This window comes from Exiguobacterium sp. E17S (assembly GCF_057772545.1).
Genome location: NZ_JBYLRU010000006.1, coordinates 37,183 through 61,320, shown reverse-complemented (window position 1 = coordinate 61,320; position 24,138 = coordinate 37,183). Strand labels below are relative to the sequence as shown.

The window sequence follows — 24,138 nt, the reverse complement described above, 5'->3', positions numbered from 1 at the left end:
TCTATTATAGGTTTTTTTCACGAGAAGTCCTACTGTTTTCCATTGAATACACGTTCACATGATATGAAAAAAGCACGGTAGACCGAAGTCTACCGCACTTTAAAGAGGAGTCGATTAAGCTTTGTTGCTTGAACCGAACTCACGCATCTTACCGATGACAGTTTGTTTGATTGCTTCACGACCTGGTGCGATGAATACGCGTGGGTCATATGCTTCTGGTTTCTCAGCCAACACTTCACGAACGACTTTCGCGAATGAGATTTGGTTCTCTGTGTTAACGTTGATTTTTGAAGTTCCGAGTGAGATCGCTTTTTCGATGTCGTGTGTCGGAATTCCAGTTCCACCGTGAAGAACGAGTGGGAGGTTTGTAGCATCACGGATTTCTTCCATCTCTTTGAATCCGAGGTTTGGTTCACCTTTGTATGGTCCGTGAACAGAACCGAGTGCAGGCGCAAGCGTGTCGATTCCAGTTTCTTTGACGATGCGTACACACTCGTCAAGTTTCGCGTACATGACATCACCGATGACGTCGTCTTCTTGTCCGCCAACTGTACCAACTTCTGCTTCTACTGAAACGCCTTTAGCGTGAGCGTATTCAACGACTGCTTTAGTTGTTTCGATGTTTGTGTCGATCGGGCTGTGCGAATCATCGATCATGACAGATGTAAATCCAGCGTCGATCGCTTCTTTACATTTTTCAACGCTCGAACCGTGGTCGAGGTGGATTGCGACTGGAACTGTGATTTTCATGTCGTGTACGAGACCTTCAACCATTTTCACGACAGTGTAGAATCCGCCCATGTGGCGTGCTGCACCTTCAGATACTCCAAGGATGACTGGTGACTGCTCTTCTTGAGCCGCACCGAGAATCGCTTGTGTCCACTCGAGGTTGTTGATGTTGAATTGACCTACTGCATACTTACCTTCGAGAGCTTTGTTTAACATGTCTGTCATAGATACTAATGGCATAATGACATCCTCCTCTGTTTTGATCGCTGCTTACACGAACTCGTGCAATTTCAGACTGATTATAACATACTGATTCATCGGAACGTACAGCATTTCGCTCGGTTTTTTGGTTTGTGACGGCGACGTGAAAGATTAACCGCTTACATCGTGAGAAATTTGCACAGTCACTTCTTTTTTTAATTCAAAGATGTCAAATGGCTTCCCGAAGAAGGCGACGACCCCTAATCGTTTCGCTTCTTCCATCGCTTCTTTTTCACCGAGTGCCGTCATTAAGATCGTCCGGACACGTCGTCCGATCCGGTCCTGATGACGCAATACCTCGATCCCGGTCCGCCCCGGCATGTTGACATCCATCAACAATAGATCGTATGCCGTTTCCTGTAAGTAGACGATCGCTTCCTCTCCATCGACGGCGACGTCCGTTTCATACCCTTCTGCCCGGAACAATTGTGCAAGCAAGTTCCGGATTCCCGGCTCATCCTCGACGATCAACAATCTGCCTTTCATCTTTGCCACTCCCCCTCTAGTTATTTCCATTCTACACTAAAGCAAAACTTGCTTTATACTGTCCTTGAGAGAAACATAGAAAGGATGAAGAAAAATGATGAAAATCTTAGCTACACAGTTCAACGGAAAATTGCAAACGCTCGCAAAACAGGAAGACGAACTATTCGATGTCGTCCGTCTACTCGCACAGGCGCTCGTCGGAGAAGGTACGGTCTATGTCGACGCTTATGGTGAATGTGAAGGACTCTATCCGATGCTCTCAGAAGGACCGGACCAGATGAAACGCGTTACGAAGATCAAGGATCGAAAGACCTTGCATGCTGTCGATCGTGTCTTGATCTTCACGCCGGATACGGAGCGCTCGGATCTCCTCGCTTCTCTTGCTCGTTACGACGCATGGCATACGCCTTATGCGATCGTCACACTCAGTGACGTGACGGAAACGCTCGAGCGTTCGATTGCTCCGCTCGCATTGAAGTTCAATAAAGGACTGCTTCCGGCAGAGGACGGTTCACGTCACGGACTGCCAAGTCTTGCCCTTTGCGCGTTCCTCTTGACGCATATCTTGACGCAACTACAAGAGATGACGGAAGAGTGGGATTGACGTTTTTCTTCTATAATATAAAGCTCACTAGATACGTGTCCGCGTCTCACTAAGCTTACGATCTTCATTGAATCAAAGTGAAACCGTTCATGACCGGTATACAAAAAGGAAGCGCCATTCGCGCTTCCTTTTTTTTGATCATGCCGAAGCATGTTCTTCTTGTGCTTTTAGTTCTTCGCCGTAAGACAGCTGATCCTGCATGCGGACGAACGGTAGATAGATCGCGACCGACATCGCAATCGTCGCCAGCTGGAGCAAGGCACCCTGCCAGCCGCTGATCAAGAAACCAGAGATGACGGGTGGTGTCGTCCATGGTACTTGAAGCGCATTAAATGGTTCGACCCAACCCCAGAGGATCGAGAAGTAGACCATGAAGGATGCAATCGCTGGTACGATGACGAACGGAACGAACATGATCGGGTTGAAGACGATCGGCATCCCGAAGATGACCGGTTCGTTGATGTTGAACAAACTTGGCGCAAGTGAGAGCTTCCCGAGTTGCTTCAAGTGAGCCGAGCGAGCAACGATCAATGTCGCGATGATGAATCCGACCGTAATTCCTGTTCCACCGAGCTTCGTAAAGACATCGAGGAACTGAATAGTAACGATCTTCGCGTTGTCACCGACGACAAGTTCTTTCCCGGAGTCGATGATCGCTTGGTTTTGTAAAGCGTTCGCTGTCAGCAACGGTCCCATGATTCCCATGATGATCGCTGCGCCATGAATCCCGCACCACCACATGACAGACATCAAGATCATGATCAAGACTGCTCCTGCGAGGGTATCCGTCAAGTTCTGAATCGGTGCTTGCAAGACATCGTAAACGACTTCTGTGAACGTCCGGTCAGCGAATGCTTGGAAGACAGCAAACGTGACGACAGACAACGTGATGATCGCGAGTCCCGGAATAAGTGCCGAGAACGAGTTTGAAACGCCCGGCGGTACACCGTCTGGCATTTTGATCCGGATGCCTCGCTTGATGAACTGCGAGTAGATGAAACCGACGACGAGTCCGACGACGATCGAGGCAAGGACCCCTTGTCCGCCCGTCCATACTTTCGGTACGACACCCGTGACGACTTCCCCTGACTTCGACAAAACGGATGATTGTGTAATGATCAAGAAGGCGATGATTCCGAGAATTCCGGCTGGAACCCCTTCAATCTTCTCGTTTTTTACATAGGAGTAGGCAATACCGAAAACACCGATCAATGCGAGGATATCAAACGTTGCACCGACGACCTGTGTGAGCGGTAATGTCCAGTCGGCACCGAATAGGCCCGTCATGAACTTCTCCCAGCCTGGGATTGGTAACGCGAGAATCAGTAGGAATAACGAGCCGATGATCGTCATCGGCATCGTTAAGATGAAGCCGTCCTTGATCGCAAGGACAGGCTTGGCGTTCGCGAATCGTGCGAAGGCAGGAGTGACTTTTTCAAATACGGTTTCTAATCGGTTCATTCCGACTCCTCCTTATAGTTCAGCAGCACGTGTCGCGATGATTTCCTGGTACCAATGGAACGACTGTTTCTTCTTCCGTGCCAGACCATTCGCATGATCGACATAGATGAATCCGTACTGCTTTTTATATCCGTTCAACCAGCTGAGTAGGTCGATGACGGACCATGCATAATAACCAGAGACATTGATGCCCTCTTCGACAGCACGCTTGACGGCGCGAAGATGACTTTCGATGTACTCGATTCGTGGTGTATCCATGATTTCTTCGCCGACGATCGGATCCTCGTCACCGAGACCGTTCTCTGTGATGTAGATTTTGATATCGCCGTATCGTGCTTGGAGCATCCGCATTCCTTCAAGGAAGGCATCCGGTGCGATTTCCCAGCCCCACTTCGTGTAGACTTTATCGTCCATCAAGACTGTCTTATAGACGCCATCGAACGATGGGTTCCCAGGACGTCCGGTTGAGTTTTCGCGGCCACCTGCCATGACGAGCGCCGAATCATTCTTCATGACACGTTGTGGACAATAGTAGTTCAGTCCGATGAAGTCGTTCAACGGTGCTGTCCGTTTCAAGAGATCGAGCTCTTCTTCTGTCCATTCCGGTAACAAGCCCTGCTTTTCTAAATCTTTCACGACATATGCTGGGTACTCCCCCTTTAAAATCGGATCATAGAACCAGTGTGTCGCGTATTCATTCGCATGTACTTCGGCCTGTTTGTTCTCTGGCGCTTCATCGATGCTGAATGCCGGGTTGAAGACGTGGGTGATCCCGATTTCTCCTTCATATCCCGCTTCCTTGAACGCTTCGACTGCGCGAGCGTGAGCGACGAAGACGTTGTGCGTCGTTTGGAAGTACGCTTTTGCATCGCCTGTGATGCCGGGTGGGTGTGCGCCCGTCAAGTAGCCGAGCGAACAGAAAATGACCGTCTCGTTGAAGGTAATCCAGTTGCGGACACGATCGCCGAACGCTTCGAAACAAGTCTTCGCAAAACGCACGAAGGCATCTGCTGTTTCAGGACTACGCCAGCCGCCTTGTTCTTCAAGGACTTGTGGTAAATCCCAGTGATAGAGTGTCACGAACGGGACGATCCCGTGCTTAAGGCACTCATCGATCACGTTGTTATAGAACTCAAGTCCTTTTTCATTCACTTCACCTGTGCCGTTCGGGAAGATGCGTGGCCATGAGATCGAGAAGCGATACGATTCAAGACCCATCTCGGCCATCAGACCGATATCTTCTTTGTAACGGTGGTAATGATCGATTGCGACATCCCCGTTCGTCGCTTCAAACGTCTTTCCAGGAATCTTCGAGAAGACATCCCAGTTCGAGACGCCTTTTCCGTCTACGTTCCAAGCACCCTCTACTTGATAAGAAGCAGAAGCAGCGCCGAATAGAAAATCTTTTGGCATTTTCATCATCTTCACCTCTTATTTGTTTGCGAGTTTGATTGCTTGGTCGAGTACTTTCGTTCCGTTCATCATGCCGTAATCAATCGTGTTGATGACATCGATTGGCACACCTTTTGGTTCACAAATCTGTTTCCCTTTTGAAAGAAGGTACTTCACCTGTGGTCCGAGGAGAGCGACATCGAGTTCGTTGACGTACGTTTCCATCTCTGATTCCGGATATGCTGCGATGTCTGCTTCTAAGCCGCGCTCCGAGGCAACCGCTTTCATTTTTTCTACTAACATACTCGTCGACATACCTGCCGCACAAAAGAGTCCGATTTTCATCATTATTGATCCATTCCCTTCAATTGGTTGATTTCGTTTTGCATGTTCATCATATATCCGAGCATTTCATTGACGAGGATCGTGTTCATGAGGTGATCCTGCGCGTGTACCATCAGGACGCCAACCGCCGCTGTCTTACCTTGTGCTTCAAGTGTGACGAACTTCGTCTGAATGCTATGCGCATCCTTGAGTGTCGCGTCACCTGCTGCAACAGCCGCTTGTGCCTCTTCGACTTTACCTTCTTGCATCAGTAACATCGCTTGGTGGTAGCTTGCTTTGGCGTCGCCCGACAAGGCGATCAATCCAAAAATATCTTCCGGGGTAATTTCAATCGTTTCAGAAGTCATGCTGTCTCTCCTTTGTTGTATGGATAACTTAAATTCATAGGTACAAATTATACAGTTCGATAATAGCATGCGCTTTCATAACGTGTAAACCCTTTCTTTTTAAAAAATTTAAATAAAAAAACACACGAAATTTGCTTCGTGTGTTTCCTTCTTATTTAATATTCGAGACCTTCAGCATCTTCACGTGGCGGAAATGATGCGTCGCCCGCGAGACGTCGAAGATTTTCCCATTCGTCAAATAGACCGTATTATCGACGAGTAAGGATGGATCGTTCTCTTTTAATCCAAGCAACTCGGCGTCACTGCTATTCAAGTAATCGGCATAGATGACGCGATCCGCAAATCCGATCGACAGATTTTGATCGTTGCGTAAATACGTATAGATCGATTTTTGAACGATGTTCTCATCGAGATACATGACGAGATTTTTCCGGAAATAGGACGCTTCGATCGAAAACGGGTGATCATCGACGAGACGCAGTCGTTTGACGTAATAGACCGGTGTACCGACCGGACATTTCATGCGTTCTGCGACTTCTTCGTCTGCCTTCGTCTGTTCGAAAGCGAGAACGCGCGTCTCGACCTTCCGTCCACTGAAGTCGCTCGTCAATCCTTGTAGCTTTTCGAGATTAACGTAATCACTCTTATAATGATCGCGGACGAAGACACCGCTCCCTTGTACTTGGTAAACGTATCCTTTATTGACGAGAATCTCGATCGCCTTCCGGATCGTGTTCCGGCTGACATCGAATTTTTGGGCGTATTCGTCTTCCGTCAACAGTTTATTCGTATGTTGATAGACGTGCTCATTGATCTCGATCTCGATTTGTTCAGCGACATGTTTATACTTCGGAATCAATGATATTCCCCCCTCTATCTAAAATTTGTAGGAATGAATCCGCTACCATTATAGCAGATATGTATTTTGGCGATAGGAATAAATGAAAATAAACCCGTCTTCTTGAAGAAGACAGGTTTATTTGGATACGACTTACTCTCCGAGTGATGCTTGGATGAAGTCATGGAAGAGCGCTTGTGGGCGTTCTGGACGTGAGATCAATTCTGGGTGGAATTGACACGCGACGAACCATTTGTGTTCTGGAATTTCGATGATCTCAACGAGACGACCGTCTGGACTCGTACCTGAGAAGACCATGCCGTTTGCTTCGAACTGCTCACGGAACTCGTTACCGAACTCATAACGGTGACGGTGACGTTCGTAGACGAGCTCGCTTGAATACGCGGCACGTGCTTTCGTTCCGTCTTCGAGTTTACATGGGTAAAGTCCGAGACGGAGCGTACCACCGAGATCCTCGATGTCTTTTTGTTCTGGCAACAAGTCGATGATCGGGTATGGTGTCGCTGGGTCGATTTCCGCTGAGTGTGCGCCTTCAAGGTTGAGGACGTTACGTGCGAATTCGACTGTCGCGAGTTGCATCCCGAGACAGATACCGAAGAACGGTACGTTGTTTTCACGGGCGAAACGTGTCGCTTCGATTTTTCCTTCGATACCGCGTTCTCCAAATCCACCAGGAACGAGGATACCGTCTGCCGAACCAAGCAATTCGTTGACGTTTTCACGCGTCACGTCTTCTGCGTTGATCCAGTCGATTTCGATGTCACTGTTGAAGGCGAATCCAGCATGTTTCAATGCTTCTGCGACCGAGATGTACGCATCACGCAATTCGACGTATTTCCCGACGAGTGCAATCTTCGTAGTTTTCTCGAGGTGCGTCACTGTGTGGACGAGTTGTTTCCAAGCCGTCATGTCAGCAGCTGGTGTATCGAACTTGAAGTAGTCACAGACGAGTTGGTCCATGCCTTGGCGTTGTAAGTTGAGTGGTACTTCATAGAGTGTCGATGCATCTTGTGCTTCGATGACTGCTTCCGGACGTGTGTCACAGAAGAGAGCGATTTTATCTTTCATCTCTTGTGGGACTGGGTGCTCCGCACGTAAGACGATGATGTCTGGTTGAATACCGTAGCTACGGAGTTCTTTGACACTGTGTTGTGTCGGTTTCGTCTTGAGCTCACCTGCTGCTGCAAGATACGGAACGAGCGTACAGTGAACGTACATGACGTTTTCTTTCCCGATATCGTTTTTCACCTGACGAATGGCTTCAATGAACGGAAGCGATTCGATATCCCCTACTGTTCCACCAATCTCTGTGATGACGACGTCAGCGCCCGTTTCTTTTCCAGCACGGAAGACGCGATCCTTGATTTCGTTCGTGATGTGCGGAATGACTTGGACCGTTCCACCGTTGTAGTCGCCACGGCGTTCCTTCTTGAGGATCGTCGAGTAGATACGTCCAGACGTGACGTTCGCGTTCTGGCTCAAGTTGATGTCGATGAAACGCTCGTAGTGACCAAGGTCAAGGTCTGTCTCTGCGCCATCATCCGTAACGAATACTTCCCCGTGTTGATACGGGCTCATCGTACCCGGGTCGATGTTGATGTACGGGTCGAATTTTTGGATCGTGACATTGAGGCCACGGTTTTTCAAGAGACGAGCGAGCGATGCAGCGGTGATCCCTTTACCGAGTGACGATACGACGCCACCTGTTACGAAAATATACTTTGTCATGTTAAATATTGCTCCCTTCTCTAATTCACATCTCAACAATACAGAGGTGGTAAAAACAAAAAAGCAAAAGTGCCCCCATTGGAATAGGAGACACTTTTGCTGAAATAAGCACGTTGCTTAAAGAAGCCCATGACTAACTTACGTCATTCGGAAAACTTCGTCAAGCCTAATTTTTCAAAGAAAAATTTTCGTACTCGTTCGTCAGCCGTCAACGAAAAAACTGCCATTTCTATAGGGAAATAGCAGCTGTACAGTTGTGGTTGATCGTACTTAGACTTCCTCTTCTTCTTCGAAGTCTTCTAAATCTTCTTCGTCGAGATCGTCATCGAGATCATCGATGGCTGCGACTTTTTTGAACGTATCGTCGTCTTCGCTATCGTCAGCTGAATCATAGTCCGCTGTCTTCGCGAATGTATCGAGATCATCTTCGATCGTCTCGAACTCATCTTCTTCTGCATCATAGTTGAACTCTTCTTCAAACTCATCGAGTTCTCCACGTTGACGCGCTTCGATGACGAGATCCTCATCCGACTTATCGAACGGATACCAAGCGCGGAGTGACCAACGGTTCGCTCCGACGTTGACGAAGTTTCCGTCGATGTTCATGTCTGTATAGAGTTGAGCAAGTTTCTCGAACTTGTCTTCTTCATCTGTAAACGTATGGTACTTTTCGATTTCTGACGTGATGTCATCGAACGTGATTGGCTGTTCGCCAGCTTCTTGCAACATTTCGTTGACGAATTCGATCAGCGAAAGATCAGTAATCTCTTCTTTACTTAAACGGCTGAGGCTCATTGTGACGGCCACTTCCTTTCATTTGCGTTCAATCCATTACTTCTCATTATACGCAAAACGTCTTTTAAAAATCCAGTCTCTATTTAAAAAAAGCTCGAATTGATTCTCGATTCGTGTTTTTCTAACTCCTGAAAAAGGAATATCCAAGGGAGAAGAAGGAGGAATGACAGATGGAGATAACAATCGAACGGGTCAACGATTTTGATGACTTCAACTGGTTACCAATCTTATCAAAGAGTACACAGGAAGGCTATCCCTTTATTGAACGGATGCTACGTGAACGCCGAAATGAAACGTATCGAGAAGACGGAGAAGCAATGTTCGTCGTTTTGTCGCTCTCCGGTCACGTCATTGCGTGCGGGGGTTATATGAAACAAACCGACGCGATCGACGTCGGTCGGATTCGTCATGTCTACGTCTTACCGGAAATGCGACATCACGGTGTCGGTACGCAACTGCTTGAGAAAATCATCCCAGAAGCGCTGTTGACGTATTCCGAGCTCTGGCTCTATACGGACGATGCCAGTACATTTTATGAACGATTCGGTTTTGAGCCGTATACGGCAACCAAAGTGACACATCGACTTTTAAAGCATGCATTCGTCCAACCTTAAGTGTCTTGGATTGACATATCGAGAATCATCGATTAGTTTAAGCGTATGACAAATCAAGTGGATCTATTCAAGGCATTATCGAACGAGGTACGTCTTGATATCTTACGCTGGCTCAAGGATCCCGAGACTCATTTCAATAAGCCGACGGCCCATCTCGCGACGAATCTGTCGGACAAGGGAGGCATTTGCGTCGGAGATATCCAAGAGAAGGCGAACTTATCTCAATCGACCGTCTCCCAATATCTTGCGATGTTGCAAAAAGTCGGATTGCTCGAATCCGAACGTCACGGCAAATGGACGTATTACCGGCGAAATGAAGAAAAAATCCAGGAGCTCGCAGCGTACCTCAAAGGAGAACTTTGATCCGTTCTCCTTGCCTTACATATCGACATTTCTCGATATTTAGATTCGTGAAAGGATGAATTCTGTTGAAAATCGTGTATTATGTACTCGCGTTACTTGCGGGTATCGCTTTAAGTGTCGAAGGGGCCATCTATGGTGAGCTCGGGAACTTCGTCGGAAAACTCGAAAGTAGCTTTTATAATTTCTTCGCCGGTACGATCATCATCGGGCTGATCGTCCTCTTCTTCGGAAAAGGTTCACTCGGCTATACATTCCGCGCACCGAAATGGACCTTGCTCGGTGGTCTACTCGGTAGTATCTACTTGACGATCTTGATCATCAGCATCCCGCTCGTTGGTGTCGGTCTCGCCATGATCAGTGTCATCATCGGACAAATGATCGCCAGCATGGTCATCGAACATTACGGCTGGCTCGGTAGCCCGAAACGTCCGATCAATCGTGACAAGCTGACGGCTTCTGCTTTGATGCTCGTCGCTCTATTTCTTATCTTTTAAGGAGGTTCGCTCGTGAATATTCTATTACTCGGTTTTACATTACTCGGCGGCGTGATGCTGAGCGCCCAGTCCTCGATCAACGGTGCCTTCAGTCAAAAGGCAGGGGCTCTGGAAAGTACGTTCCTGACGTTCTTCACCGGAATGCTGATTCTCGCACTCGCCATCTTGTTCTTCGGTCAAGGGAACGTCTTGCTTTTGCTTGAAGCACCACGTTGGCAACTGAGCGCCGTCTTGTTCGGCGTCAGTTATCTCTTCCTGACGATTCTTGCTGTCCCGCAAATCGGTGTCACGGCAGCTAGTATCGCGACCGTCATCGGTCAACTCGCAGCAGGTATGGTCATTGATCACATCGGTGCGTTCGGTGGCGTCGTCGTTCCGCTCGATGGAAAACGTCTGCTTGGTCTGCTTGCGATGCTGGCTGCGCTTTACTTCGTCTATCGCGGGAACACACGTAAAGACGTATCGGCTTCATCTGATTCGATGGCATCGTGACGATTGTCCTCACGATTCGTTCACGCGCTTTCCTCAGGCGAGACACAAGCCAGTCTCGGCTGTCAGTGACAGCCGACACGGGTCTTGTTTGTCTCTGACAGCGCAATATCTTGCGCTTTTTCCTGTAGGAGTCGCGTGAACAACGTGAGTCCGACTGTTTCTCATGATCTATCAAATAGAACATAAAAAAACCGAAATGCTGAAGTGGATCTACTTCAGCATTTCGGTTTTTTCGTGTCGAACGATCCGTTGATGAACGTGCAAGACGAAGACTCCTGCGGGAAAAGCGGAATGGGTGAGACCCCGTAGGCGCGAATGCGGCGAGGAGGCTCGCCTTCCGCCCGCGGAAAGCGAAGTCTTGCACGAGAATCAACTCAACACTTGTGTTTTATAAATACCTTATTGCCCCAGCTGTTGTCTCTTAAGTAAGCGCAACGCTTCCGTCGCGAGGCGATGATCCGCTTCCTGCGATAGACCGGAAACGGTGATCGTACCGACGACACCGACTCCTTCGATCCGAATCGGGAACGATCCACCGGCATCGGCATAATCAGCTGGCGAAACGGCATACATCGAGTGGTACGAGCGATGTTTACTCTCATTATACCGACGCATGTAGAGTGAGCTATAGCCATGCCGCAAGACGACGTTCGATTTCCGGCGGATCCACTCTTCCTGATCCGGTGCCGTACCGTCGAGCGCCGCGTAATATAAACGCTGCCCGTTCCGTTTGATTTCAACGGCAATCGATAAGTTCTCCTTCATCGCCCGTCCGATCAATTCATGTCCCATCCCGATTGCTTCCGTATTCGTCAAGGACGTCAAGACGAGTTCGTCCTCTTCCGCTAGCAACACCTTCAATTCTTCCATGCATCCCATTCCTTTCGTAAGAGGCGTCGTCCTTCATCACTGCTGATGCGCACCGCTTCAATCAAGCGCATCGTTTTTTCCGCGTCGCGTAAATCGACAGGTACTCGTCCTCCGCGAAGTCCATCCGCCAACTGTTCATAAAACGTCGCATAACTGCCTGGAAGTGTCGCGAGACGCTCGACTGGCTGATCGGCGATCTGGAGGTAACCGTAGGAATCTACTTCGTCTTCACCCAGCTGTTCGTTCATCGGATGACCTTTCGCAAGCCGTCCTTCTTGGGGGTCCATTCCGTATTTAATGTAACTGCCGCGCGTCGCATGAAACTCGAAACGTGGCGTTGGTCCTTGAATGAAGGACGTCGAACGAAGGATGACACGACGTGTACCGTAATGCAGCGTGACATGGAAACCATCATCGACGACAGCACCGTCACGTTGCAGATAGACGTCGCCCGTCAGTGCATCCGGTTCTCCAAACAAGGCAAGTGCTTGATCGAGTAAGTGTGAGCCGAGATCAAACAGGATGCCGGCACCACTTCCCGCTTGTTCCCGCCAGCGTTCACGAACGACCGGGCGATAGCGATCAAAGCGTGATTCAATGACTTGCCAGTCGCCGATCTCATTCATTTCCATCAATTGTTCAAGTGTCAGGAAGTCACCGTCAAAGCGACGATTTTGATAGACGGCGACTTGAACGCCGTGTTGTTTCGCTAACGTTTGCAGCGCCAGTGCTTCTTCGATCGTTACGACAGCCGGCTTTTCGAGTAAGACATGCTTTTTTGCTTCAATCGCTTGTTTTGCCATTTCGAAATGGAGTGCCGTTGGTGTCGTGATGATGACGAGCTCCGTGTTCTCATCCTGTAAGGCTTCAGCAAGTGTCGCGAGACCGTCGCCTCACTGAAATAGCGCGCTACCTGTTCCGGTCGACTGGAGACGACTTGTGTCACTTCAAATGCCGGTAATGCCTGTAAGAACGGAACGTGGAACGTCACCGCTGAAAAACCGAATCCGACGAGCGTCGTTTGAATCGGGTTCATGTTGTTTCCTCCTCTGTCACGTCGAGATCGACATGATAATGTTCTAGTCGTTCTTGCCACGTTGCGTCTGGTACTTGATCCGTAACGAGTACATCGATTTGCTCCCAGTCACAGACCTTATGCAAAAAACGCTTATTGAATTTCGTATGGTCTGCGAGGACGATGACACGGGTCGCGCTTCGAATCATCGCTTTCTTTACGACCGCTTCTTCGAGTTGTTCCGCAAAAAGTCCTTCTTCCGTCAATCCACATGCTCCAAGAAAAACACAATCGACTTGATAATTCAGGATGTCGTCTGCCGTCTTGATCCCACTTAAGCTACGCGCATGCCGGTCGAAACGTCCTCCCGTGACATACAGCTCAATATCCGTGCGAGCTCCGACATAGTCTGCGATATCGAGGGAGTTCGTGATGACTTGTAGTGGATATGGCGGAAGTGCTCGTGCCATCTCAGATACCGTCGTTGCAGCATCGAGCAATAAGCGATCGTTCGCTTGGACGTGACGCGCTGCACGCTGTCCGATCCGCCGTTTTTCCGGTTTCTCTGTCCGCTGTTCATATGCAAGCGTTCCACCAGCACGGACTAATCCATTCTTAACGCGAATGATCTCCCCTTCTTGTTCGAGGACGATGACGTCACGACGTGCAGTATCCCGTGAAATCTGATACTCCTGCATCAATTGATCGAGCGAAATTTCAGGACTCGTCTTGATCCATTCCCGCATCTGTTGCAACCGTTCGATTTGCCCCATCGATTCCTGCCTCCTTTTTCTTTATATTAAGTTTTTTCATTACAATATGCAATTTTAATGCAAATAGTTCAACGATAATTCGGGTAAATAATAGATGACAACTACTTTCAGAACGGAGGAATTGATATGCAAACGATGTTGATCACGGGTGCTTCTTCCGGTATCGGTCTTGCGACGGCGCGGCGATTCGCAGACGCCGGATGGTTCGTCTACGCTGGTGTCCGGAGTCCAGACGAAATGACCGTGTCATTACCGACGCTTAACTTCTTGCCGCTCGATGTGACGGATGAAACAAGCGTGAAAGCAGCCGTTCGTCAAATTGAACAAGAAGTCGATCATCTCGACGTCGTGTTCTGTAATGCCGGTCATGGTTTGCTGCGCGCACTCGGTCAAGCGACGAGTTACGAAATCAAGCAACTCTTCGAAACGAACGTCTTCGGTGTCATCCGAACGATCGAAGCTTGTCTCCCCTTACTCAAACAAGCACCGGACGGTAGTCACTTACTCGCGACTTCAAGCGTCAGTGGTCTCGTCGGTCAACCGATGAATGAACTGTATTGTGCCAGTAAGTTCGCGATCGAAGGGCTGTTCGAAAGTCTTGCGACCTACTATAAACCGTACTTCAACATCGACGTCACCCTGATTGAACCAGCCGCTGTCGAGACGAACTTTACCGCAACGGTTCTCGATCAACTCGAACAGACGGGTGGCTTACACGAAGACGACTTCAAACCGATCATCACGGCCTATTTGCAGACGTATCGGACGCGACATGTCGATCGCCAATCGGCAGAAGCTCTGGCTGAGGTGATCTTCGAAGTCGTCCACCGTGACGAACGTCCGTTACGAATCCGGACGACGGAAGCCGATGAACATTTCGTCGCCCATAAGACGCATCATGATCCGTCAGGTCTCGAAGGGATTGCCAAAATACGACGGCTGACATTAAATCTCGACTGATTTCCCTTTTTTTGAAATTTCAATCCGCCTAAGCAATCTTCGCCCACTATACTGAGACTATCTACCTAAAAATTATCTAGAAGGGCGGAACGCCATGCCATCCTTGTTTCTTTTTACGATCGTCTATCTGATTCCGACCTTCATCATGTTCTACATGTCGATTGATATATTTTTACGCAATCCATCACGTCCGCAACACCGACTGCTTAGCTTATTCACGTTCGCTTACGGGATGTTGTTCCTTGGTGAATTTTTCCGGAATGCCTCCCCGATCGAGTTTAGTCCGGCATTCGTGACCTACTGGTTCGGAAACGCTGGTCTGATCGTCTTCAGTACATCGCTCCACTTCATCTTTCGCGTCTCGAATTTGTGGAAACGAATGCCACGCTTACTGTACCCATGGATCTTCTATCTGCCGATGGGCGTCGTGCTGACGACATACGTCTTCCAGACGAACGTCATCAACAGTCAGCAATTCACACAGGTCGGACAGTTCATCTACCCTGAATTCAACACACAATATCTAGTGACGATGACGGTCGGGAACATCTTCCATCTTCTTGTCATCGGTCTGCTCGTGTACGCACGGACACACTTGAAAGATGCACGTCGTGGCATTATCAACGTCTTACTCAGTGTCGCGATTCTCGTTCTCGCGTGGGATATCGTCTTCGGCTACTGGTCGTTCTACGGCATCATGCCACCGTATGCCTATATGTATGGCGGTTTGTTCTGGGCAGGAGCACTGGCGATCGCAATGCGCCGATTCGATTATCTCGCGTCCTATCAAAAGCGTTTCGCGACGCTCTACAATTTGAATCCTTCGGCAATCCTGCTGCTCGACCGGGACGGACGAATCGAGAGCGCCAACCCAGCCGCTCATCGGCTGTTCGAGACCGATGACTTAACAGCATGTACGTTTTCGACCTACTTGCCGGATAAAAAACAAGCCGATTGGTCGCTGCATTATATGACGCACTTTTTATCACAGCGGAAGTTCAACGAATTCGAGACGAAGATTTTGACAGCACAACAACAAGAACGCTACGTCGTCATGGATGCCGACTTCGTCTTCATCGAACAAGAGCTGCACGGGATGCTGTTGATTCGTGATATCCAGTCCTTCAAGGAAGCGGAGCAGACGATTCGTTTCTTCGCCTACCACGATCCGTTGACGAAGATTGCGAATCGCCGTAGCTTTTACGAACGAGCGGCACAAGAGTTACTCGAGCTTGATCATATCGCGATCATCGTCGTCGATCTCGACGGTTTCAAAGCAATTAACGATACGTACGGTCATCAGATTGGCGATGCCTTTTTGATTCATATCGCTCGTCTACTTGAACATCATGCGGAACAGAATGGGTTCGCCGCCCGTGTCGGTGGCGACGAATTCTTCTTACTCTATCGTCATCCGTCTGTCGCTACGCTCCATACTTATGCTGCGAATTTGTTGACGTACTTGCAAGACAACCCTTACCGGTTCGCTGAAGAAACCATTGAAATTCGAACGAGCATCGGACTTAGCTACTCACCCAATCATGGCGTCGATCTCGACACGCTGATTCAGCATGCTGACCAAGCGATGTACCGCGTCAAACATGCCGGAAAAAATGATTATTTCATTCATGATACGATGGACTCGACGCAACGATCCTAAAGGAGAGATTCCATGATTTCTGTACTGACGATTTTTTCACGCTTATTCAAGGGATTGCGCCGCGCCTTTCACTTATCTTACTTTCGTGGTCTATTGATTCTCTGCCTGTTGACGCTCGTCTCCGGGACGATCTTCTATAGCACGGAAGAAAACCTGTCGATGGTGGATGCACTTTACTTTTGTATCACGACATTAAGTACGGTCGGGCATCCAACGTTCGTTCCGACGACGACGCTCGGTAAGGTCTTTACGATGGCATACATCACGATTGGCTGCGGGCTGTTCTTAACACTGATTGCCACGTTATCGTACGTCCTGATTAAACAACCGGAGGATGAATAAGGGGGAATGATCCATGCGCCAAGCTGCCATCCAAAATAATTTCGATTGGTGTCGCCTCGTCTGTGAGTCAGCCGGTTGCCGGGTGACGGAAACTGATTCGACCTGGCACGCTCAAGGAAGCGTACCGAGCTATTATCCGGAACTGATGGTCCGGCTTCCCCATCAGCGAATTGGTGTCACGGATGTCTATAGCATCAAGGACTGCACGGCAAGCTATGATTTCTCGAGTGCCGGTCTCAGTCATCTATTCACAGCAGAATGGATGACCCGCCCTGCCATACTCGATCGCCGTGCCCTTCCCGTCGATTGGTCCGTCGTGACGGATCTCGATCAGTTCGCTCGCTTCCAGTCAATCCAGGCAACACCGGAGTTGCCCACAACGTTATGGCAACATCCCGCTGTCCGATTCTTCTATTCAGAGGCGCAACAAGCAAGTTGCATCGCCTACTCGAATCAAGTGACGACCGGACTGACGTACGTTAACTCCGATTACCTCGACGAACGCTTATGGGATGATATCGCACGTTTGAGTTCAGCACATTTTCCCGGTCAATCGCTCGTCGGTTACGAGTATGGTGATCACCTGATCACGGCGCTTGAAGCCGGCTTTGACGATGTTGGTCCACTCGCGATCTGGATTCGCACCACGAATGATCACACATGAAAAAACCGAACCGATTCCCTTCCTCTTGACGAAGATGAATCGGTTCGGTTTTTTTACATCAAGCGGCTAATGAATGCCGTGGCGATCCCGAAGTAGACGAGGAGCGATAAGATATCGTTCAACGTCGTGATCAATGGTCCGGATGCAATCGCCGGGTCAATCTTTAGACGATGTAAGATGAGCGGAATGATTGTTCCAGCAAGTGTCCCAAAGATCAACGTGATGACGAGCGAGCTGCCGACGACAAGTCCTAAGACGGCACTCCCTTGCCAGACGTAGGCGATGACGGCGATCAAGATGCCACAAATGATACCAATGATTAAACCAACCCAGAGTTCTCGCAGGATTAATCGAGTCGCGACCCGCTTATCGACTTCACGCGTGATCAATCCGCGGACGACGACCGCGAGCGATTGGGTACCGGTATTTCCGGTCATACCAGCAATCATCGGCATGAAGAAGGCGAGCGCGACGACTTTTGAGAGCGTCTCTTCGAACTGACTGATGATTGATCCGGAGACGAGCCCGATGAACAGTAGCAAGACTAGCCACGGTAAGCGACGGGTCGCAGCAATCCACGGCTTCGTCTCGAAATCAATCGATTTACCGGATGCCGAGAGTTTCTCGATGTCTTCGTTTGCTTCTTCCCGTAAGACGTCAAGCGCATCATCGACCGTGATCAATCCGACGAGAATGTCGCCCTCGACGACGGGTAACGAGACGAGATCATAGCGTTCGAACAGTTGCGCGACTTCTTCCTGATCGGTCTCTGCCGCGACTCGGATCACCTTCGTCTCCATGACGTCACTGATCCGTTCCGTATTTTCAGCTAAGATGACATCCCGGTATGAGATGACCCCAACGAGTTCACTGAGTTGATTGACGACGTAGACATAGTTGATCGTCTCCGAGTATTCGATGTAGTCGCGCATTTTCTCGACCGTCTCACCGACCGTGAAATCCTCGCCGACCCAGATGAACCGGTTCGTCATCAAGCGCCCGGCCGTTTCCGGTGGATACGTCAAGAGATTGCGGACGATCAGAGCCTCGTCCGTCCGCATGCTACCAAGCAAACGGTCGGTCTCTTCCAGTCCCAGTTCCTCAAGTACATCCGCGACATCATCGTTTTCCATTAAATCGAGGACGTGCCCGGCACGCTCGACGTCTAAACGACGTAAGACGGCGAGACGTTGCTCCCCTTCGAGCTCCTCGAGGACATCTGCCAATCGCTCGTGATCGAGATAGTCGAGGAGTCGTGCCTGATCGTCTTCGCCCAACTCTTCATACACTTGCGCGATATCATACGGATAGACCTCTTCGATGACTTGCTGTGCTTGCTCTCGTTTTTCCTTCGCGAGCGCATCGAGCAAGAGCCACTTCCATTGTTGTTCTGCTGTCTGACGCAATCTCCTCACCCCCTGTATTCTGCCTTTTCATCTTAGCACGAGTTGATTCGCGATCGATATCGAAAAACAGTTGACATCTGTTTCCTATGGCTTTAAAGTTTGCCTTAAGGAAACATTATTTGTAGACCGAATCTTTTTCCAGTGATTGGAGTTAAATTTTTTACTCTATTTTTTGCCCTAAGGAAACTTTCCTTCTATATACCACAAAATCAAAGGAGTGATCATTCATGTACGCCCTTGACGTTGATCGTCTCACCGTCTCTTATTTTGATACCCATGCACTCGACGGAGTGTCCGTTCGTCTTCCGTTCGCTTCGTTGATTGGCATCATCGGACCGAACGGTGCTGGTAAATCCACATTCTTAAAAGCCATCCTCGGTCTGATCCCGGCTCGGATCGAGCAGTTACGCGTGCTCGACCAATCACTCGAAGACGTCCGGTCACGCGTCGCTTACGTCCCGCAACGAAGTGCAATTGATTGGGACTTCCCGGTTCGTGTGCAGGATGTCGTGTTGATGGGCTGTTATCCGAAGCTCGGTTTATTCAAACGACCATCGAAGGCCCAAAAAGCGTTCGCCATGGAATGCCTCGAGCGCGTCGGTATGTCCGATCATGCCGAACGCCAAATCGGTGAACTGTCAGGTGGACAGCAACAACGGGTCTTTCTGGCGCGTGCCCTTGCCCAAGAAGCAGAGCTGCTATTGCTGGACGAACCGTTCGTCGGCATCGATGTTGCGAGTGAGCAGATGATCATCGAACTCTTACGGACACTCCGAGCCGAAGGGCGGACGATCGTCGTCGTCCACCATGATTTGCATAAAGCAGAGGACTACTTCGACACATTGATGCTGTTGAACAAACAACTGATCGCTGTCGGTCCGCCGTCTGATATCTTGACACCGGAATGGCTCGAACCAGCATATGGCTTACCCCTATTCGAACGACGCAAGGAGGGACGAGGATGACGTTCATCGAGGCATTACTTCAGTATGAGTTCTTACAAAAAGCGATGATCACCGCCGTCATGGTCGGCATCATCTGTGGTGTGATCGGCTGTTTCATCATCCTTCGCGGGATGTCGTTGATGGGGGATGCAATCTCGCACGCCGTTTTACCTGGTGTTGCGATTTCCTACCTACTCGGGATCAACTTCCTGATCGGTGCTGTCGTGACGGGTCTCGTGACAGCGCTCGGCATCGGTTTCGTTAGCCAGAACAGTCGCATCAAGAACGATACGGCAATCGGAATCATGTTCACATCCGCCTTCGCCCTCGGGATCATCCTGATTTCGTTCTTACGCAGCAGTAGCGATCTCTATCACATCTTGTTCGGCAACGTCCTCGCGGTCCGTCCGAGCGACATGTGGATGACCGTCATCATCGGACTGATCGTCCTTGGCGGAATTTTCTTGTTCTACAAAGAGTTGCTGATCAGCTCGTTTGATCCGACGATGGCGCAAGCCTATGGACTATCGACGCGTTGGATTCATTACGGACTGATGACGTTACTGACACTCGTCACCGTCGCTTCACTTCAGACCGTCGGCATCATCCTCGTCGTCGCGATGCTGATCACACCAGCAGCGACCGCGTATTTACTGACGAATCGCCTCTCAAGGATGCTGTTCCTAGCGGCAGGATTCGGTACGCTGTCCGCCATCGTCGGACTGTATTTCAGCTTCACCTATAATCTATCTTCCGGTGCGTCGATCGTCCTCGTCGCGACGACGTTGTTCGCACTCGTCTTCGTCTTCTCACCACGTCACGGTCTGATGCGTCACCGGAAACGAAAGGAGTCTACTGTATGAAAGTAAAACTTTTTCTGTTCGTCCTCCTCAGCACAGTCTTACTTGCTGCTTGTTCGACACCAGCAGAAGATAATGGAAAGCTGAAGGTCGTCGCGACATATTCAATTCTCGCTGACCTCGCACGTGAGGTCGGCGGTGAACATGTCGATGTCCACAGTATGGTCAAGATCGGGGCAAACCCACACGAGTATGATTCACTTCCAGCAGACGTACAAGCGATGGCAGATGCTGACGTCGTCTTCTACAACGGGTTGAACCTAGAAGCCGGCGGCGCGTGGTTCGATAAACTACGGGCAACGACTGGCAAAGACTCGTCTGACTCGCCCGTCTATCGTTTAAGCAAAGGCGTCGAACCGAAATACCTGACGACGAAAGGCAAGGAATCGGAGACCGATCCGCACGCGTGGCTCGACGTAAGCAATGGGATCCGCTACGTCGAAAACGTTAAGCAGGCATTCATCAAGGAAGATCCGAAGCACAAAGCCGACTACGAAAAAAATGCCGATGCTTATATCAAAAAATTGCAGACGCTTGATCAGGAAGCGAAACAGCAGTTTGCCGCTATTCCGAGAGCAGAACGTCATCTCGTCACGAGCGAAGGAGCCTTCAAATACTTCGGAACTGCCTATGACGTCAAAGCGGATTATATTTGGGAGATCAACTCAGATAATCAAGGAACTCCGGCTCAAGTCCGCCGGATCGTCGATACGATCAAGGAGCAAGATATCCCTGTCTTATTCGTCGAAACAAGCGTCGATCGACGGAGCATGGAAACCGTCTCAAGGGAGACTAGTGTTCCGATCGGTGGTACTCTCTTCACCGACTCACTCGGTGCACCAGGTAAGGATGGCGACACTTACTACAGCATGATGCAAGCAAACATCGAGACGATCACGGAAGCACTCGCCAAGTAAGCGTCAACAAATCGTCACGCCTTCTCGATACGTCTTTCCTTATAATGAAGGCAAGACGATGAAAGAGAGGCACATTATGCAAACACGACTATATCGTTACGCCTTTCCCCTCAGTATCAGCCTGTTGCTCGCTGCATGCGGAACAGCTGATCAAACGGGTGCTCCGAAGACAGAACAGACGAATCACGGAGATCATGCGGACCATTCCAGCCACGGTGCTGGTGATCAACTCGAGAAGACCGCGGGACCAGACACGTTACCCGCTTTTCTGAACGAACAGGATAAGTCGATCCAGACGATTTACCGCTCCGTCGCTAAACATCCTGATCTCTTGAAGAAAATGCCTTGTTATTGCGGTTGCGGCGAATCTGCTGGTCATACAAACAACTATGACTGCTTCATCGAAGAGCAGACTGCTAGTTCCACGACCTGGACGACGCACGGCATCACGTGCGGCACCTGTCTCGATATCGCAGCACAGTCGATTGTCGCTTATCAAAAAGGTAGCTCCGTCAAGGAAATCCGGACTGCCATCGATCAAGCGTACGCGAAGACTGGTGTTACACCGACGCCGACGCCAGCGCTTTAAAAATAGCCTGCTTCTTGTCACGAACCATGTGATCTGAAGCAGGCTATTTCGTTTAGACCGTCACAGCAACTTGCGCCGTCAACGCCATCGTATTTTGTTCCGAATCCTTAAAGAAAGCCATCCACGTCTCTTCCGTCTCGGAACGCGTGATCATGTGTGGTTCTCCGAGAAAAACGACACCTTGTTCTTGCATCCGCTTATATTCTACTTGCAACGAATCAACCTCAAAATATATAACGGAACTCGGATGATCGAATGCCTCTGTCTCTGGCAAAGTTAACATTAATTGAATATTCCCACACTGAAGGAAAACCATCGTCTCGAGTTCAAATAGGACGGATAATTGCAACACATCCCGATAAAATGCTGTACTACGCTTAATATCCTTCACTGGAATTCCAATCTGTTGAATGCGTTTCATTTCATTTCCTCCCTCTGTTTGGCTCGTAAGACAAGCGGTCGACCCGACAACAGCTCATCCAGTTGATAGTACGTATGCGCCCGAATCGGTCGATCCGTTCGTGGCAGGTGACGGAGTTCATACGCTACTTCCAGTAAATAAAATTTGTATTCCTCCCCTTCATCAAAACCGAAGCTCGCGCGCCGTTCTTCGATATACGCAAGGACACGCTCCTGTTGTGAGAACGAGAGCCGCTGGACTTGTGGGGCGAGTGCCTCGTGCGGAGAGAGCACGATTTCCCGCTCCGTGCGATACAATCGATGCATGACGCCACCACTTTGACGCAAGGCAATCAGACGCGCAGGTCGATACGGACGGGGGTGCGGGTGCGCATGGACGAGGTAACGTTCAATGGTAACCTGAGTCGGTCCTGCCGGTAGAGAGATGACGTCATACATACAAAATCGCTCCTTCTCAAAAAATAATAGCTACTCTCATATGCTACCATATCTATCCAGCATTCTTCCGTTGACGACAGAAGGGGAATCCGTTTTCAAAGTTTCGCAACTGGTTTTAAGACGAAGCGAGCGTGGAACAGATGGAGAGAAGCGATTCCTATCTGGAAAGGATGATTGTAGATGTCGAACATGTCCGCTGTCGGTTTCCACCGACACTTACCACTAACGGAACACGAAAGTCTGATTGACCTGGAACTACCACGCCCGGAAGCAACGGGACACGATCTCTTAGTTGAGATCAAAGCTGTCTCCGTCAACCCGGTCGATACGAAAGTCCGTGCTCACGGGAAAGACGAAGACGCCCCGAAGGTTATCGGTTACGATGCAGCCGGAGTCGTCGTTGAAGTCGGCGATGATGCCTCCCTCTTCCAAGTCGGTGATGAAGTTTATTACGCCGGTGCAATCCAGCGCCCCGGTTCAAACAGTGACTTCCAACTCGTTGATGAACGAATCGTCGCCAAAAAGCCGGAACGGTTGACGTTCAGCGAAGCCGCTGCTCTCCCGTTGACGACGCTGACAGCTTACGAAGCATTGACCGATCGTCTCGGATTGACGTTTGATGCTAAGTCGAATCTCGAGAAGACGATCCTCATCATCGGAGCTGCTGGTGGTGTCGGTTCAATCGCGACACAACTCGCGAATCACGCTGGGCTGACCGTCATCGGAACGGCGTCGCGTGACGAGACGATTGATTGGGCGAAGGAACACGGTGCACATCATACGATCAATCACCACGAGGCATTCCGTCCTCAGCTGGAAGCCCTCGGTTACAAATACGTCGACTATATCTTCTGTCTCAATGCGACGGACCAACATTTTGAGACGATGGTCGATGTAATTGCACCACAAGGGAAAATCTGTAGCATCGTCGAGACGGATCAAAAACTCGATTTAAGTGCGCTCCAACAAAAGAGTGCAACGTTCGTCTGGGAGTTCATGTTCACACGCCCGCTGTTTGCGACAGAGGACATGATCCGCCAACATGAGATTCTGACGCAAGTCGCAGCATGGATCGAAGAGCATACACTTGAGACGACGGTGACACAGACGTTAATCGGCATGAACGCTGACAATCTGAAAGAAGCACACCGTCTCGTCGAGAGCGGAAAAACGATTGGGAAGATTGTCGTCGAACATCATTAATGGGCATCGGAGCAGGTTGGGAGTAAAATCCCGTCCTGCTTTTTTGTCGTTCTAAGTTTTCTTTGTGAACCTGTATCTCTTACTTTGAAGATATTTTAAGCATTATG

The 24,138-nt window shown here is 49.6% G+C and carries 30 protein-coding genes; 14 read left to right on the top strand and 16 right to left on the bottom strand.

Going from position 1 to position 24,138, the window contains the following annotated elements:
- Positions 1-114: 114 nt before the first annotated feature.
- Both fba and AC3B4V_RS14670 read right to left on the bottom strand, forming a co-directional pair.
- Positions 115-969: a class II fructose-1,6-bisphosphate aldolase gene (fba, locus tag AC3B4V_RS14675; protein ID WP_058704156.1), complete on the bottom strand. Its 855-nt coding sequence runs from the start codon at positions 967-969 to the stop codon at positions 115-117.
- Positions 970-1,101: 132 nt separating this feature from the next.
- The gene (locus AC3B4V_RS14670; protein WP_035395791.1) at positions 1,102-1,476 is read right to left on the bottom strand and encodes a response regulator; all 375 of its coding nucleotides are present in this window, start codon (positions 1,474-1,476) and stop codon (positions 1,102-1,104) included.
- A 94-nt stretch (positions 1,477-1,570) separates the two neighbouring features.
- Between AC3B4V_RS14670 and AC3B4V_RS14665 the strand changes: the two genes are divergently transcribed.
- Positions 1,571-2,080: a DUF2529 family protein gene (locus AC3B4V_RS14665; protein ID WP_035395788.1), complete on the top strand. Its 510-nt coding sequence runs from the start codon at positions 1,571-1,573 to the stop codon at positions 2,078-2,080.
- A gap of 138 nt (positions 2,081-2,218) precedes the next feature.
- Here AC3B4V_RS14665 and AC3B4V_RS14660 read toward each other — a convergent pair whose 3' ends face one another.
- From AC3B4V_RS14660 to rpoE, 7 genes are all read right to left on the bottom strand, one after another.
- Entirely contained in the window at positions 2,219-3,541 is a 1,323-nt protein-coding gene (locus AC3B4V_RS14660; RefSeq protein WP_023469556.1) for a PTS sugar transporter subunit IIC, read from the bottom strand.
- Positions 3,542-3,553: 12 nt separating this feature from the next.
- Positions 3,554-4,960 carry a GH1 family beta-glucosidase gene (locus tag AC3B4V_RS14655; RefSeq protein ID WP_214724197.1) on the bottom strand — a complete coding sequence of 469 codons (1,407 nt, stop codon included), beginning with the start codon at positions 4,958-4,960 and terminating at the stop codon, positions 3,554-3,556.
- Positions 4,961-4,972: 12 nt separating this feature from the next.
- Entirely contained in the window at positions 4,973-5,281 is a 309-nt protein-coding gene (locus AC3B4V_RS14650; protein WP_055969344.1) for a PTS sugar transporter subunit IIB, read from the bottom strand.
- Complete coding sequence (locus tag AC3B4V_RS14645; protein ID WP_488378788.1) at positions 5,281-5,625, bottom strand: PTS lactose/cellobiose transporter subunit IIA; 345 nt, start codon at positions 5,623-5,625, stop codon at positions 5,281-5,283. The genes AC3B4V_RS14650 and AC3B4V_RS14645 overlap by 1 nt, the downstream gene beginning before the upstream one ends.
- A 151-nt stretch (positions 5,626-5,776) precedes the next feature.
- The gene (locus tag AC3B4V_RS14640; RefSeq protein ID WP_023469560.1) at positions 5,777-6,484 is read right to left on the bottom strand and encodes a GntR family transcriptional regulator; all 708 of its coding nucleotides are present in this window, start codon (positions 6,482-6,484) and stop codon (positions 5,777-5,779) included.
- A gap of 132 nt (positions 6,485-6,616) precedes the next feature.
- Positions 6,617-8,212: a CTP synthase gene (gene pyrG / locus AC3B4V_RS14635; protein ID WP_023469561.1), complete on the bottom strand. Its 1,596-nt coding sequence runs from the start codon at positions 8,210-8,212 to the stop codon at positions 6,617-6,619.
- 270 nt (positions 8,213-8,482) lie between these two features.
- Positions 8,483-9,019, bottom strand: coding sequence for a DNA-directed RNA polymerase subunit delta (rpoE, locus tag AC3B4V_RS14630; protein ID WP_235609843.1), 537 nt, complete (start codon positions 9,017-9,019; stop codon positions 8,483-8,485).
- Positions 9,020-9,177: 158 nt separating this feature from the next.
- On the opposite strand from rpoE, the gene AC3B4V_RS14625 reads away from it, so the two are divergent.
- From AC3B4V_RS14625 to AC3B4V_RS14610, 4 genes are all read left to right on the top strand, one after another.
- Positions 9,178-9,621 carry a GNAT family N-acetyltransferase gene (locus AC3B4V_RS14625; protein WP_312192826.1) on the top strand — a complete coding sequence of 148 codons (444 nt, stop codon included), beginning with the start codon at positions 9,178-9,180 and terminating at the stop codon, positions 9,619-9,621.
- Positions 9,622-9,666: 45 nt separating this feature from the next.
- A complete protein-coding gene (locus AC3B4V_RS14620; RefSeq protein ID WP_023469564.1) occupies positions 9,667-9,984 on the top strand; it encodes an ArsR/SmtB family transcription factor in 318 nt (105 codons plus the stop codon).
- Positions 9,985-10,049: 65 nt separating this feature from the next.
- Positions 10,050-10,478 carry a DMT family transporter gene (locus AC3B4V_RS14615; protein ID WP_023469565.1) on the top strand — a complete coding sequence of 143 codons (429 nt, stop codon included), beginning with the start codon at positions 10,050-10,052 and terminating at the stop codon, positions 10,476-10,478.
- A gap of 12 nt (positions 10,479-10,490) precedes the next feature.
- Positions 10,491-10,970, top strand: a complete 480-nt coding sequence (locus AC3B4V_RS14610) for a DMT family transporter (RefSeq protein ID WP_035395771.1) — start codon at positions 10,491-10,493, stop codon at positions 10,968-10,970.
- Positions 10,971-11,369: 399 nt separating this feature from the next.
- Here AC3B4V_RS14610 and AC3B4V_RS14605 read toward each other — a convergent pair whose 3' ends face one another.
- The 4 genes from AC3B4V_RS14605 to AC3B4V_RS14590 are packed head-to-tail and all read right to left on the bottom strand — an operon-like array spanning position 11,370 to position 13,628.
- Positions 11,370-11,840, bottom strand: coding sequence for a heme-degrading domain-containing protein (locus AC3B4V_RS14605; RefSeq protein WP_023469567.1), 471 nt, complete (start codon positions 11,838-11,840; stop codon positions 11,370-11,372).
- Entirely contained in the window at positions 11,828-12,673 is an 846-nt protein-coding gene (locus AC3B4V_RS14600; RefSeq protein WP_488378809.1) for a Gfo/Idh/MocA family oxidoreductase, read from the bottom strand. The genes AC3B4V_RS14605 and AC3B4V_RS14600 overlap by 13 nt, the downstream gene beginning before the upstream one ends.
- On the bottom strand, positions 12,583-12,876 hold the full coding sequence (locus AC3B4V_RS14595) for a hypothetical protein (protein WP_488378787.1): 294 nt from the start codon (positions 12,874-12,876) through the stop codon (positions 12,583-12,585). Before AC3B4V_RS14595 ends, AC3B4V_RS14600 begins: the two co-directional genes overlap by 91 nt.
- Positions 12,873-13,628, bottom strand: coding sequence for a DeoR/GlpR family DNA-binding transcription regulator (locus AC3B4V_RS14590; protein ID WP_488378786.1), 756 nt, complete (start codon positions 13,626-13,628; stop codon positions 12,873-12,875). The genes AC3B4V_RS14595 and AC3B4V_RS14590 overlap by 4 nt, the downstream gene beginning before the upstream one ends.
- 126 nt (positions 13,629-13,754) lie before the next feature.
- On the opposite strand from AC3B4V_RS14590, the gene AC3B4V_RS14585 reads away from it, so the two are divergent.
- From AC3B4V_RS14585 to AC3B4V_RS14570, 4 genes are all read left to right on the top strand, one after another.
- Entirely contained in the window at positions 13,755-14,588 is an 834-nt protein-coding gene (locus tag AC3B4V_RS14585) for an SDR family oxidoreductase (protein ID WP_488378785.1), read from the top strand.
- A 94-nt stretch (positions 14,589-14,682) separates the two neighbouring features.
- The gene (locus AC3B4V_RS14580; RefSeq protein ID WP_488378784.1) at positions 14,683-16,248 is read left to right on the top strand and encodes a GGDEF domain-containing protein; all 1,566 of its coding nucleotides are present in this window, start codon (positions 14,683-14,685) and stop codon (positions 16,246-16,248) included.
- A gap of 12 nt (positions 16,249-16,260) precedes the next feature.
- Entirely contained in the window at positions 16,261-16,590 is a 330-nt protein-coding gene (locus AC3B4V_RS14575) for a potassium channel family protein (protein WP_047394390.1), read from the top strand.
- Positions 16,591-16,603: 13 nt separating this feature from the next.
- Positions 16,604-17,254 (top strand): hypothetical protein, encoded by a 651-nt coding sequence (locus AC3B4V_RS14570; protein ID WP_214724209.1) that lies wholly within the window; start codon positions 16,604-16,606, stop codon positions 17,252-17,254.
- Between the two features lie 53 nt (positions 17,255-17,307).
- Here the strand turns inward: AC3B4V_RS14570 and mgtE are convergent, their stop codons facing one another.
- Positions 17,308-18,660 carry a magnesium transporter gene (gene mgtE, locus AC3B4V_RS14565; protein WP_488378783.1) on the bottom strand — a complete coding sequence of 451 codons (1,353 nt, stop codon included), beginning with the start codon at positions 18,658-18,660 and terminating at the stop codon, positions 17,308-17,310.
- Between the two features lie 227 nt (positions 18,661-18,887).
- Between mgtE and AC3B4V_RS14560 the strand changes: the two genes are divergently transcribed.
- The 4 genes from AC3B4V_RS14560 (at position 18,888) to AC3B4V_RS14545 (ending at position 21,970) form a co-directional block, all read left to right on the top strand.
- Positions 18,888-19,625, top strand: coding sequence for a metal ABC transporter ATP-binding protein (locus AC3B4V_RS14560; RefSeq protein ID WP_488378782.1), 738 nt, complete (start codon positions 18,888-18,890; stop codon positions 19,623-19,625).
- A complete protein-coding gene (locus AC3B4V_RS14555) occupies positions 19,622-20,467 on the top strand; it encodes a metal ABC transporter permease (protein ID WP_058264503.1) in 846 nt (281 codons plus the stop codon). The genes AC3B4V_RS14560 and AC3B4V_RS14555 overlap by 4 nt, the downstream gene beginning before the upstream one ends.
- Positions 20,464-21,381 carry a metal ABC transporter substrate-binding protein gene (locus AC3B4V_RS14550; protein WP_488378781.1) on the top strand — a complete coding sequence of 306 codons (918 nt, stop codon included), beginning with the start codon at positions 20,464-20,466 and terminating at the stop codon, positions 21,379-21,381. Before AC3B4V_RS14555 ends, AC3B4V_RS14550 begins: the two co-directional genes overlap by 4 nt.
- Positions 21,382-21,457: 76 nt before the next feature.
- Complete coding sequence (locus AC3B4V_RS14545; protein WP_488378780.1) at positions 21,458-21,970, top strand: PCYCGC motif-containing (lipo)protein; 513 nt, start codon at positions 21,458-21,460, stop codon at positions 21,968-21,970.
- Between the two features lie 52 nt (positions 21,971-22,022).
- Here the strand turns inward: AC3B4V_RS14545 and AC3B4V_RS14540 are convergent, their stop codons facing one another.
- The gene (locus AC3B4V_RS14540; protein ID WP_223040958.1) at positions 22,023-22,391 is read right to left on the bottom strand and encodes a VOC family protein; all 369 of its coding nucleotides are present in this window, start codon (positions 22,389-22,391) and stop codon (positions 22,023-22,025) included.
- Complete coding sequence (locus AC3B4V_RS14535) at positions 22,388-22,828, bottom strand: hypothetical protein (RefSeq protein ID WP_195864325.1); 441 nt, start codon at positions 22,826-22,828, stop codon at positions 22,388-22,390. Before AC3B4V_RS14535 ends, AC3B4V_RS14540 begins: the two co-directional genes overlap by 4 nt.
- 189 nt (positions 22,829-23,017) lie before the next feature.
- Here AC3B4V_RS14535 and AC3B4V_RS14530 point away from each other — a divergent pair, with 189 nt between their 5' ends.
- Entirely contained in the window at positions 23,018-24,031 is a 1,014-nt protein-coding gene (locus AC3B4V_RS14530; protein WP_206542181.1) for a zinc-binding alcohol dehydrogenase family protein, read from the top strand.
- The last annotated feature ends 107 nt before the right edge of the window (positions 24,032-24,138 follow it).